Annotated in this window: 8 protein-coding genes; all 8 read left to right on the top strand. The window is 48.1% G+C overall.

Translation table 11 applies throughout. From position 1 onward, the window contains the following. Nucleotides 1–524: 524 nt before the first annotated feature. The 8 genes from CVT49_03860 (at nt 525) to CVT49_03825 (ending at nt 12,370) form a co-directional block, all read left to right on the top strand. Nucleotides 525–1,505, top strand: a complete 981-nt coding sequence (locus CVT49_03860) for a polyprenyl synthetase (protein PKK84471.1) — start codon at nt 525–527, stop codon at nt 1,503–1,505. 55 nt (nt 1,506–1,560) lie between these two features. Next, nucleotides 1,561–3,732: a hypothetical protein gene (locus CVT49_03855; protein ID PKK84470.1), complete on the top strand. Its 2,172-nt coding sequence runs from the start codon at nt 1,561–1,563 to the stop codon at nt 3,730–3,732. 129 nt (nt 3,733–3,861) lie between these two features. Then, nucleotides 3,862–5,004: a saccharopine dehydrogenase gene (locus CVT49_03850; GenBank protein ID PKK84469.1), complete on the top strand. Its 1,143-nt coding sequence runs from the start codon at nt 3,862–3,864 to the stop codon at nt 5,002–5,004. A 298-nt stretch (nt 5,005–5,302) separates the two neighbouring features. Next, nucleotides 5,303–5,719, top strand: a complete 417-nt coding sequence (locus tag CVT49_03845) for an Rrf2 family transcriptional regulator (protein PKK84468.1) — start codon at nt 5,303–5,305, stop codon at nt 5,717–5,719. A gap of 348 nt (nt 5,720–6,067) precedes the next feature. After that, nucleotides 6,068–6,949, top strand: a complete 882-nt coding sequence (locus tag CVT49_03840) for a pyridoxal 5'-phosphate synthase lyase subunit PdxS (protein PKK84467.1) — start codon at nt 6,068–6,070, stop codon at nt 6,947–6,949. Beyond that, nucleotides 6,868–7,572, top strand: coding sequence for a pyridoxal 5'-phosphate synthase glutaminase subunit PdxT (locus CVT49_03835; GenBank protein PKK84466.1), 705 nt, complete (start codon nt 6,868–6,870; stop codon nt 7,570–7,572). Before CVT49_03840 ends, CVT49_03835 begins: the two co-directional genes overlap by 82 nt. Nucleotides 7,573–7,610: 38 nt before the next feature. Beyond that, the gene (ispH, locus tag CVT49_03830; GenBank protein PKK84465.1) at nt 7,611–8,546 is read left to right on the top strand and encodes a 4-hydroxy-3-methylbut-2-enyl diphosphate reductase; all 936 of its coding nucleotides are present in this window, start codon (nt 7,611–7,613) and stop codon (nt 8,544–8,546) included. A gap of 143 nt (nt 8,547–8,689) precedes the next feature. Further along, the gene (locus CVT49_03825) at nt 8,690–12,370 is read left to right on the top strand and encodes a hypothetical protein (protein PKK84464.1); all 3,681 of its coding nucleotides are present in this window, start codon (nt 8,690–8,692) and stop codon (nt 12,368–12,370) included. The last annotated feature ends 312 nt before the right edge of the window (nt 12,371–12,682 follow it).

The following is a 12,682-nucleotide window of genomic DNA, read 5'->3' as shown; positions in this document are numbered from 1 at the left end:
CAACATCTGAACACCTCCTGTCCTTCGGGACTCAGGATGAGAAAGAATCATAATAATAGTATCCTTTCTCCGTGTCCACTAAATCGGGGGAACTTCACATTTCACCACTGCCACGATTAAATTCCACGGCATGGAAATATGTAAGTCCATATAGAGCAAGAACGGATTCCCATCTGGGAGTCAATTGCTGCCAGGTCCCGGCGGTAGCAATCACAGAAGCAACTACAGCATAAGAGTTGGTGTCATCTATGCCGCTTTCATCAATATATGCTATCCAAATATCCACAATTAGCCTTTATTAAAATATCAAACTTATCCTATCCTTTCTGATTTGTCAAGCAATCAACCTAGGTCTGTACAAGTAAAACGGTATCTAGAACTTCTATCAACGCGCGATCACCCACTCAAAACCGCCATTTCCCCTCTCGAATTATTAATTTGACATAAATCGCTAATTGGGCTATTATGAAGGCCACCCTATGAATTTTTTGGAGCTTTGAGGATTGACAGCGTAATTCAATAAGATGGAAAAAGACAGGCTCAAAACCCTCATCGCGCCGGTCGAGCACGACCTCACTGTTTTCGACCAGCGCCTGGCTGAATTTCTTAAAGGCGATACCCCGCTGATAACCTCGATTGCCCAGCATCTGATGCGCTCCCGGGGCAAACGGATGCGCCCGGCACTGATGTTTTTGCTGTCGCGGGCGGCGGAGTTTTACACCGAACACACGATTTCGGCTTCGCTGGCCATCGAGCTGATTCACACCGCGACCCTGCTTCATGACGATGTTGTCGATGATTCCGAAATGCGGCGCGGGTTGGAAACGGTTAACTCCAAGTGGACCAATCTGGTGGCGGTGTTGATGGGCGATTTCCTGTTCGCCAAGGCCTTCCGGATGATGGTTACGGCGCAGTCGATCGAATTGGTTTCGGCGATTTCGCGGGCGACCGAGCGGGTTTCGGTCGGCGAATTACGGCAGGTCGAAGAGACCTCCAATTACGACCTTTCCGAAGAGGAATATTTAAAAATAATTGCCGACAAAACCGCTTCGCTGTTTGCGGTATCGTGCGAAGCCGCCCCGATTCTGGCCGGAATAAACGGCCACACCAGGGACAGGTTTGCCCAGTTCGGCGAAAAGGTCGGGGTTGCTTTTCAGATCGCCGATGACCTGCTGGATTTTGTGGGTGATGCCGATGTCACCGGCAAAGAACCGGGCAATGATGTTATCACCGGCAAGGTCACTTTGCCGCTGATTTACACCCTTCGCAACGGCGATAAGGGCCGCCGACGTGAAATCATGAAAATTCTCGGCAACGGTATCGATCAGGGCGGGTTCAGGACCATTCTGGATCATGTCAACGAGGCCGGAGGTATCGACTATGCCCAGCGGCGGGCGGTGCAAATCGCCAATGAGGGTCTGGAAATGGTTAAAGGGCTCAAGGACTCTATTTACTTTAAATCGCTTTCCGGGATGGTGGAGTTTTCGACCTCGCGTGCCGCATAAATCGCCGGTCAGATCAAAAGTGCCTCATTTAGCTGCGGAATCTGTATAACAAAATATGTTTGGAATTGTAGAACTTTCAATAGATTTCCTGAGCGGTCAGCCATTTCTGACGGCGCTTTTTTTTGTTTTTTTTATTCTCTTCGCTATTTATCTCTATCGCCGTACCAATCCTCCGTTGTCACCCGCGATCAGAGTCCTGCTGACCGCTTTGCGGATTATTGCGGTCAGTGCCATTTTTCTGGCCCTGCTTGAACCGGTGCTGTCATATAAACGGGAATACGACCGGAAGCCCAAACTGACCATATTGGTCGATCGTTCCAAAAGCATGGATAATATTGAGAACGGCATGAGCCGATCGGCCCGGGTCGATTCTCTGCTTGAATCCGATAACTTCAGGAAATTCGCCGAGGCCTTCGATTACAGTATTGAACCTTTTGCGGGCGGACTCCTGGGGGAGGCTGTTGCGGCAGATCCCGAAAAAACGGCTCTGGGCGAGGTTATTGAGCAACAATCAAATAATGAAATTGCCCTGCCTGCGGAGGCATGGCTGCTTTTTTCGGACGGCATTTCCAACATCGGTGTCGCCCCTTCCGAGGCGGCCATGAGAAGCCGCTCGCCGATCTATACGGTCGGCGTTGGTATCGAGACCGGCGAGAAGGATGCCTCGGTTTCGGGAATCGATTATAACCAGGTGGTTTTTGCCGGAAAACCGACCACAGTTTCGGTGATGCTGGAGTGGCAGGGATTGAAAGGTGATCGGGCCAATGTCGAAATCAGAAGCGGACAGAAGGTAATCGCCAGCGAAGCGATTTTCCTGCCGGAAGGGAATCTTCAGCGGGAATTGCCGATAAAATTCACACCCGATAAACCGGGACAGCAGACTTTTAAGGTAAGCATTTCGGGTATCGATGATGAGCTTTCCATGGATAATAACAGCCGCTCATTCTCCATGACAATCCTGAAGAGCAAAATGAATGTGCTTCTTGTCTCGGACCGGCTGGATTGGGAATATGCTTTTCTAAGCCGGTTTCTCTCGCGCTCGGAATCGATTGACCTGTCCGAGGTGGTTTATAAAAAGGGGGGAGGATATCTTACGGGGAGTTTCCCCAATAATCAGGCCGATTTGAATCGCAATGACCTGATTATCTTGTATGATGTCAATATTCGAGCGCTGGAATCCCGAAAAGCGCTTCTGGACTCATTTATTAAGGATAAAGGGGGCAGTATTCTTGTTTTCCTGGGCGAGAATTATCTGAGCGCATCTTTTCCGCGATGGCTCGATGACTTCCTTCCCTTTACTAACAATCGCAAGAGCAGTCGCTTGATTTATTTTAAGTTTAACGGCCAGCCGGTTGAGAATTATCTCTTTCATCCGGCAGTAAGAATCGCCGACAGCCGTCAGTCCATTCGCGAGGCCTGGCAAACATTACCTCATTTTGAAGCTTTGGCCCCCACCGATTCGGTGACACCCAACTCCGAGATCCTGGTCACGGCCGGACTGGGTCGGGGCGTTACCGACCAGCCGATAATCGGCGTCCGCACTTTTGGCGCCGGCAGAGTTTTGGCCATAGCGGCATCGCCGCTCTGGCAATGGGCCTTCTTTGACTATGGGTTCGGCGGTGATAATCGCGAATATAAGCAGTTCTTTGACGGCCTGGTCAATTGGCTGTCGGTCAAGGAAGAATCCGATCCGGTTCGGATCGTCCCGGATAAGACGATTTATACCAGGGGCGAAAAAGTCGGTTTCAGCGCCTTTGTTTATGATCTCGGCTTTCGCCCGATAAGCGGAGCCTCGGGGTCCATTACTCTTGTAGGGGAAAATGACGGTGATTCCACCATGGCGCAGCTTGTCGAAACAGCCGATGGCCGGTATCGTGCCGAATTCGATGCTCTTTCACCGGGTCGATATAAATATGCCGGTGTGGTCGATAAGGACGGCCGGACGCTGAAGGAAGGCACCGGTCAAATTGCCCTTGAAAGTTTCTCGATTGAAGAGTATCGGCGGCGCCCCGATTTCGGCTCATTATCAACCGTATCGATGATGACAGGCGGGAATTTCTATAAAATAAATGATGCCGACTCACTCTATTTTGTAATTGATGCCGATAAGGTGGCGGTTTCAATCCAGAAAGAAATAATTCTGTGGAATAAGTTCTGGCTTCTGGCCGTATTTATATTATCTCTGGCGGCAGAGTGGATAATCCGAAAACGGTATCAGCTTATATAATACCATAATGCAACAATGTGAGAATTTTGGGATAGACAATATTAGCCGTATTTTTTACAAATATTGATTGATAATTTCTTCCGCCCATATTATAATTGCCACTGCTTTAAGACTAGAGGATGAAAAAGGATGAAAATAGCTGTAATAGGTTCCGGGTTGATGGGACGCGCTGCGGCCTATGATTTGAGCCGCGCTGATGATGTCGAAATGGTTGGACTCTATGATTTTGATCTGGATCTGGCCCAGGAAATAGCCCGCAAATATGGCAATGATATTATAACAGCAGGTAAAATCGACGCCGGAAACGAAGATGAAGTTACCAAAATTCTGATGGATTATGACGCCTGTGTCTCAGCGGTTACTTATCGCTATAATCCGGGATTAACCCGCGCTGCGATCGCATCAAAGACACATTTTTTTGATCTTGGGGGCAACAACGAAGCCGTGGCAACGCAGTTTGCCATGGACGAGGAAGCAAAAGCGGCGGACATCGTCGTTATTCCCGACTGCGGCCTGGCGCCCGGGATGGTATCAGTTTTGGCCGCTGCCGGCATCAAGGAATTTGATAAAGTGCGATCCCTGAAAATAAGGGTTGGGGGATTGCCGCAAAACCCGCGCCCGCCCCTCAATTACCAGATGGTATTCTCATCGGAAGGATTGATAAACGAATACTGGGAACCGGTCATTGTGTTGGATAACGGCGAAAAAAAGACAGTTAATCCGATGACCGGGCTGGAAGAACTGGAATTTGACGGTATTGGCAAACTGGAGGCCTTCTATACTTCCGGGGGAACATCAACCCTGCCGGATACCTACAAGGGAGTCGTTGATTTCCTCGATTACAAAACTATCCGCTATCCGGGCCATTGCCTGCTTTTCAAAGCGATGCTTGATATTGGCCTGGGTTCGAGAAGCGAGGTCAAAGTTGACGGCATGGGCGTTGAGCCGAGAAAGGTATTCAAAAAGGTTCTTGAGAAAAACCTCAGTTTCGGCGATCCCGATATGGTTTTGGTGCGGCTGATTTTTGAAGGGGATAAAGACGGCCGGAATATGGAACTTGTATATGAAATCGTCGATCGGCAGGACACCCGGACGGGGCTGACCTCGATGATGAGGACGACCTCATTCCCGATAGCCATAATTGCCTGGATGGCCTGCCAGGGGCGAATTACCCATCGGGGGGTGGTCCCGCAGGAAATTGCGGTGGAACCTCAATTTTTCATGAGCCAACTGAAAAAAAGAAACATAAATATTAAGGTAACTAAAAGCTAAAACGGATATTTAGCTAATATTTATCGATTTAATCCTCATTCAACATGGAAGGACATCCCCGGGCCCCTGACAACAATTTCTCATAATAATTGTACTTATTATTGCCAAATTGGTGTTTGTTAAGATTTTTATGGAAATTATTATTGATCAATTTTTATGAAAATCGGTTTTTGCCCCGAAAAATGACAAAAAAATGAAAAAAACACTTGAAATAATTGTAGGAATAGTCCATATTGTATGCCATTAGAGCGTATAAAGAATGTAAAACATTTGGCACAAACTGTAAAAGGAAGGCGATATGCAATTATCACGAAAAGCCGACTACGCACTTAGAGCAGTAATGCATTTTGCCGGTTTGCCCAAGGGGCAGTTGGCATCTATCGGGCTGGTGGCTAAAGCACAGTCTATTCCAAGGGAATTTTTGGCCAAGATATTGAAAGACCTGACCTGGGCCGGTATTCTTGTTTCATTTCAGGGAGTAACCGGTGGTTACAGACTTGCCCGGCCCGCCAAGGATGTATCTTTTCTCGATGTCATTGAAGCGATGGATGGTCCCATCACGCTTAATCTCTGTGTCGAGAGCGACAAATGCTGTGAGCATTACAAAAACTGCAAAATGCGTGATTTTTGGATTAAAGAACAGGATCATTTCAAGAAAGCTTTATCACGGGCCAACTTCGCCAAGTATAAAGCGATTTTGAAAGAGAAAAAATAAATAAAAGACGCATAAGCAATTCTTCGCAAAGCAGCAGGTTTGGCCGATTGGCTCGCCTGCTGCTTTCCATAAGTGGGCAAATTGCCCATAAATTCAGTCAGAGATCCGACGGCGGGACATAATCCGTAATAATTCTTATCCCCCTTTTAGAAAAAGCAGAGCTAATTCGAACATAATGGGGTTGATTTTTCTTCCCGAATATTGTAATATTTTGCGGCATTCCCATATAATGCTGGTATAATTTATGGCCCATGAAAAATTTCGGTTTTTCGGCAGGAACACCGGCAATATTGTGGACGTTTTAATAATGGCTGCGGTCTGAAAAATGTCTTTTTAGGAGATTACATTATGAACTTTGAGGATAAAGATTACAGGATCCGCGTCGGTTTGGCCGAAATGCTTAAGGGTGGCGTCATTATGGATGTTACCACCGCCGAGCAGGCCAAAATTGCCGAGCAAGCCGGCGCGGTTGCGGTTATGGCTCTGGAGCGGGTACCTTCGGATATCAGGGCCGACGGCGGCGTGGCCCGCATGGCAGATCCGGATATCATCGAAGCTATAAAAAAGGCGGTGAGCATTCCCGTGATGGCCAAATGCCGGATCGGTCATTTTGCCGAGGCCGAAATATTGCAGGCGCTGGAGGTCGATTTTATCGACGAATCCGAGGTCCTGACACCGGCCGACAATAAGTATCATGTCGATAAGTGGCGTTTTAAGGTCCCCTTTGTCTGTGGTTGTCGCAATCTGGGTGAGGCTCTTAGGAGGATTTCGGAAGGCGCGGCCATGATTCGCACCAAGGGCGAAGCGGGGACCGGGGATGTTTCGGAAGCAGTCAAACATCTGCGCGAAATAACTTCGGCTATGAAGCGTTTGACTATCATGAGTGCCGAAGAACTTAATGGTATCGCCAAGGAACTCGCGGCACCGCTCAGCGTCGTAAAAATGGTAGCCAAACTGGGCAAGCTTCCGGTACCCAATTTCGCGGCCGGCGGGGTGGCGACTCCGGCTGATGCTGCCCTGGTCATGAAACTCGGAGCCGAATCGGTTTTTGTCGGCAGCGGTATTTTTAAGTCGGCTAATCCGGAAAAAACCGGCCGGGCCATTGTCACGGCCGTGGCTCAGTACCGGGATCCCAAGGCTTTGGCTGAATGCAGCCGGGGATTGGGTCAGGCGATGAAAGGAATTTCGGCATCATCGATTGCGGAAGAGGACCTGTTGCAGGTCAGATAAAGCTACCTTGGTGCGGGCATAATATGACAAAAAGTGTGACAATCGGCGTCCTGGCCCTTCAGGGCGATTTTGAGCGGCATTTGACTCAGCTCGAAGGACTGGCCCTTCGAGGGTGTGAAATACGTCGGGCGGATCATTTGGATAAAATCGACGGTTTGATTATCCCCGGCGGCGAATCCACCACTATGACCGAGTTGATCGACCGATTCAATATGCGTCAGGCCCTGGTGGATTTTTGTACGACCAAACCGGTCTGGGGAACTTGCGCCGGTATGATTATGCTCGCCAGCGAGGTCGATCATGATGCGGTCCGCCCCTTGAAAATTATTGATATTTCAGTGAGGCGCAACGGATACGGGCGCCAGGTCCATTCATTTTTTACAACGATTAAGGCCGGTCTTAACGGTCACATTTCCGATTTGAAAGCCTCTTTTATTCGCGCCCCTTTGGTTTCCAGATATGCCCCGGATATATCGGTCCTGGCAACCTATAAGGATACTCCGGTCCTTCTGGCGCACAAGAACTGCCTGGTAAGTTCTTTCCACACCGAACTGGATGATGATCTGGCCCTGACCGATTACTTCGTCAGGAGATTCGTCGCGGATTCCGGGGTCCATGTCTGAAAAAAATCGGCCGATCTTCGTTTTTAATGAATGAGTAAATGATTAAGCTTAAGAAAATAATTATTGCCCGGTATTATGGGTTTTGCATGGGTGTTAAGCGGGCGATTTCGACTGCCGAAGAAACCATGAGCAAGGGCGGGCAGGTTACGATTTTAAATGAAATCGTCCATAACGATGCGATAGTCAGGAAGTTTGAAGAGGCCGGTCTGGCCCAATCTTCATCGATAGATAATATCAAAAAGGGCACCGTAATTATTTCCGCTCATGGAGCTTCGCCGGAAATTTTTCAGAAGGCGGGTGACCGGGGATTGAATATCGTCGATGCCACCTGCCCCCTGGTAATTCGCATCCATAAAATCATTCATAAGCTGGCCGAGCAGGGATATCAAATCCTGCACTTTGGTGATCCCGATCATGATGAAACCATCGGCATTGTCGGTCACGCGCCCGGCCGCGTGCGGGTGATTCCAAATATGGAGGCTTTGGAATCCCTGGGTTCTATTGAAGGCAAATTGGCGCTTACTTCGCAAACGACCGCCCGCGTGGCCGATTTTAAGGAAGTCGAGAAACTGGCCGCGAAAAAATTTCCACAGGTCGAGACTTTTAATACCATCTGCAATGCCACCAATCAACGCCAGGTGGCCGTCATGGATCTGGCGCCTCAGGTGGATATGATGCTGGTCGTCGGCTCAAGCACTTCGGCCAATTCCAAAAGACTGGCCCAGATTTCATCGGCTATCTGCGGTTCCAGCCACCTTATAAACACCGCCGACGATATCAAAGAGGAATGGTTTCATCGGGCCGACGGCGATGTTGCTGTTGTCGGACTATCTGCGGGAGCCTCGACACCCGATTTCCTGATAAACGGGGCCATCGCCCGCCTGAAAGAACTTTCGGGGGGGGGAGCGGAGGTAGTATATCCGCCCAGGGGGACTGAACGAAACAGACTGGCACTCAAAAATGACCCGTCATAATCAATCATTTGACGTTGCCGGTTAATGTCGGACATTATTCTTATCGGATTATTTAGGCTTGCCAATGGACATATTTTCTGTTAAAATTATGTTGTTTAGTATGATATCATATCCATTCTATTCCGCCTGATGGAGTATCCGCCATGGATGATGAAAAAAAGAGCCGGCAACAACTGCTGGAAGAGCTGATCGAACTGAGACGACAGGCCGCCGGAGGCGGCCAGGTCGAGCGGCAACCTTCTGCTTCTGAAGCCCGATATGAATTGCTGGTGAAAAATGTCCGGGCTGACCTGGCCGTCATCGATTATGATGGGAAATTTATATATGTAAATGAAATTAGTGCTGCTCAGTTTGGATTGAAACCCGATGAAATAATCGGCAGGAATCAAGAGGAATTTTTCCCTCAGGAAATTAATGAGCGTCAACTATCCAATATTCGCCGGGTGATTGAAACCGGAGAAGCTTATCATGAGGAAGCCAGAACATTTATTAATGAGCAATGGCGTTGGTATGATGTTAGTCTCCAGCCGTACGTCGATTCACATGGCAAAATTTCGGCCGCGATGCTTCTTGCCTACGATATAACAGCGTCTAAAAATGCCGAACAGGCTCTTCGGGAATCCGAAGAAAAATACCGCGAATTGGTCGAGAAGGGCGGTATCGCGATTCTCATTGATAATAAAGAGGGATATTTCACCTATTTTAATAATAAGCTGTGCCAACTCTTTGGCTATTCCAAAGAAGAGATGGAAAAACAATCAATCATGTCTCTGATTCACCCCGATGATTATGAAAGGGTATTGAAATATCATCAGGATAGATTTGATGGCCTGGATTCAAAAACCAGGTATGAGTTCAAGGGAGTCAGGAAAGACGGTTCCTTCATATATCTGGAAATTGACGTTACACTCTTAAAATCCGACGGTGTCGTCGTCGGGACCCGTTCATATATTTGGGATATTACCGAACGCCGGCGCGCCGAAGAGACCCTGCGGCGCAATGAGCAGTTCAACAGCGCCGTAATCGAGAACTCTCCGCTGGGAATTTCCGTCAGGAATTCCCAGGGCCGCCTGCTCAGCTATAATGAAGCCTGGAAAAAATTATGGGACATCTCCGACGACGAAATAGGAAAATTGTATTTTTCGCCTCGAGCCGCGCTGAAACTCGATGAGCATGATGAGTACCTGGGAAAATGGAAACCGCTGGTGGAGAGAATTTATCAAAAAGGCGGCTATCTTTTCATTCCCGAGGTCAAGTCAACGCGTCATCGCTCGGGGAATCCTCGCTGGATTTCCCAGTATTTTTACGCCATAAAGGATGAATCGGGCCGTGTCGATCGGGTTATAGTTTTGACCGAAGATATAACCGACCGCAAAAAAGCCGAGGAAGCCCTGCGGCAAAGCGAAAAACAATTCCGGGAATTGACCGATTTGCTGCCCCAGACCGTTTTTGAGGTGGATCTCGAGGGCCGGGTGACGTTTGCCAACCGCAGTGGTTTCGAATCGACCGGGTATACTCAGGAAGATATCGACTTTGGGCTAACCGTAGCACAACTGATAGTGCCGGAAGACAGGGAAAGAGTTACAAAAAATATAGCGACGCGCCTTGTCGGCGACGACCCGCGGGATCACGAATATACCATGCTGAGAAAGGATGGCAGCACTTTCCCGGTTCTGATATATTCCACGAAGATAGTCAGGGATGAGAAGACTGTCGGCCTGAGAGGAATCGCGGTTGATATCACACTGCGAAAAGAAGCCGAAATCGAAATCAAAAAACACCGCGACCACCTGGAAGAACTGGTCAGGGAACGCTCTTCGGAATTAATTGCGACCAATGAAATGCTGCGCGCCGAAATTGTCGAGCGCAAGAAGATTGAGAAGGAAGTGCGCGAATCAGGGGAGCGCTACAGGGTTCTGTTCGAGACCGCCGGTGAGGGTATTTTGATTGCCGATTTTGAAACGCGCAAATTTCGTTATGCCAATCCGGCCATCTGCAGATTCCTTGGCTATAGTGCCGAGGAATTAGTTGGAATGGGAGTAAATGATATTCACCCAAAAGATAAACTCCGTGAGATTCACGCCGAATTTGAGCTTAACTCGACCTCGCCTCAACATATTGCTGAAAATATCCCCTGCCTGACAAAAAATGGAAATCTCATCTATGCCGATATTGTGGGGGCCACCATTTATATAGACGGCATCAGATGCAGCGTCGGATTTTTCAGAGATATATCCGAAAGAATTCAGGCGCGGGAAGCTCTCCGTGAAAGCGAAGAGAAATTCCGACTGCTGGCGGAATTGTCGCCCAATGCTATTTCCATTGTCCGCGAAGGCAAAATAGTCTTTATGAACGAAGCCGGCTTGAAATTGTATGGAGCGGATCAACCGAAAGATATTCTCGGAAAGGAAAGCCTTGATTTCATTCATCCCGAGTACAGAGATTTTATTCGGGAAAAAAGAAGACAGGTTGTTGAGGAAAATAAAAGTTCGGGATTTAAGGAAGAGAAGCTGGTTCGCCTTGACGGCCGGGTCGTTATCCTGGAAGCTGCCTCGGCTCCTTTCACCTATGAAGGACAGTCGGCCATACAGGTCGTTGTACGCGATATTACCGAGCGGAAACGCATCGAAGAGGCCTTGAAAGACTCCGAATTACAGTACCGCACGACTATTGATTCGATGGGCGATTCCATTCATGTCATCAATCAAAATTATAAAATCATCCTGTGCAATAAAGCCCTTCGGGAATGGCACGATGAAATTGGTCTGAACTCCGATATTCACGGTAAAGACCTCTTTGATGTATATCCCTTCTTAAGCGAAAAGGTGCGCGAAGAATATCGTCGGGTTTTTGAAACGGGAGAGACTCTTGTCACGGTGGAAAGCAATGAAGTCGGCAGTAAGAAAATAGTTACCGAAACTCGCAAGATCCCGATCAGCGACGGTAATCAGGTGGTGCGGGTCGTGACGGTCCTGCGCGATATCACCAAAAGGGTCCTTGCCGAAGAGGCCCTGCGAGAAAGCGAGGCCCGGCTGCGATCGACGGTTGAATCCCTTCCCTTCGATTTCTTTGCCCTCGATGAAAACGGGCGGTATATATTGCAGAATTCCGTTTGCAGAATGCATTGGGGAGATTTAATCGGCACCAATCCCGAGGAGGCGGAAGTGAGGGATGAGGTCAAGCAGATCTGGCATGAAAATAATCGTCGAGCGCTGGCCGGCGAGACGGTTGAGGGTGAAGTGGAATACCTGTTTTCCGGACAAGTTGAACATTACTATAAGATCATTGCCCCAATCTACTATCAGGGCCGGATAAAGGGTATTCTTGGCCTGAATATGGATATTACCGACCGCAGACGGGCGGAGGATGAACTTCGCAAGGCAACTGAAGAGTTGAGTATTGAACGCGAAGCTCTGGAATCCAAAAATACTGCGCTTAAAGAGGTTTTGAATCAGATTGAGACCGAGAAGCGGAATATAAAGCTGCAGATTGCGGCCAATATTGACAGGGTTATAATCCCTGCAATACAACGACTTAGAGAGAATTGCGGGGATCGCCTTCGCAAACATGTTGACAATCTGGAAAGTAGTCTCAAGACCATATCGGCCCCCTATATCGAGAAATTGAGGAAAGATTATTCGCAGCTATCTCCAAGGGAGTTAGAGATTTGCGACATGATTAAGAAGGGTTTGATGTCAAAAGATATATCGGAGTTACTTAATGTCTCGGTGCTGACCGTTCATAAACACCGTGAAATGATACGTAAGAAGCTGGGAATCAAGAACAAAGAGGTAAATCTGAGTTCCTTTCTTCAGTCTCTCTGATTGCGTATATATTATACGTAATATATCCCTAAATTTATCTTATTGATTTTTTGTTTTTTATTAACGATAATTATACTGTCAAGTGATATTCTGAAGCCAGATGCGGGTGCCCCGCAGGTTCTTTTATGAACAGAATGGGGGAACTTTAGGTGACTTTGGGTGGTTAAATAGTTGGCAACTTGATTTTGCCCATAACAGCCTTTCCCTCACAGAAGCGCTTAGTGTCGTTGAAAGAGTTTTACAACGTTTTGACTGGGGGCCTAAAGACGAACAATAAGCAGTGCAGGCAAAAATTTGCGTGCGTGAAAGAAA

It is taken from the genome of candidate division Zixibacteria bacterium HGW-Zixibacteria-1 (genome assembly GCA_002838945.1).
GTDB lineage: Bacteria > Zixibacteria > MSB-5A5 > GN15 > PGXB01 > PGXB01.
Note: the sequence above shows the minus strand (reverse complement) of the source record. Positions and strands in the feature narration are given on the sequence as shown.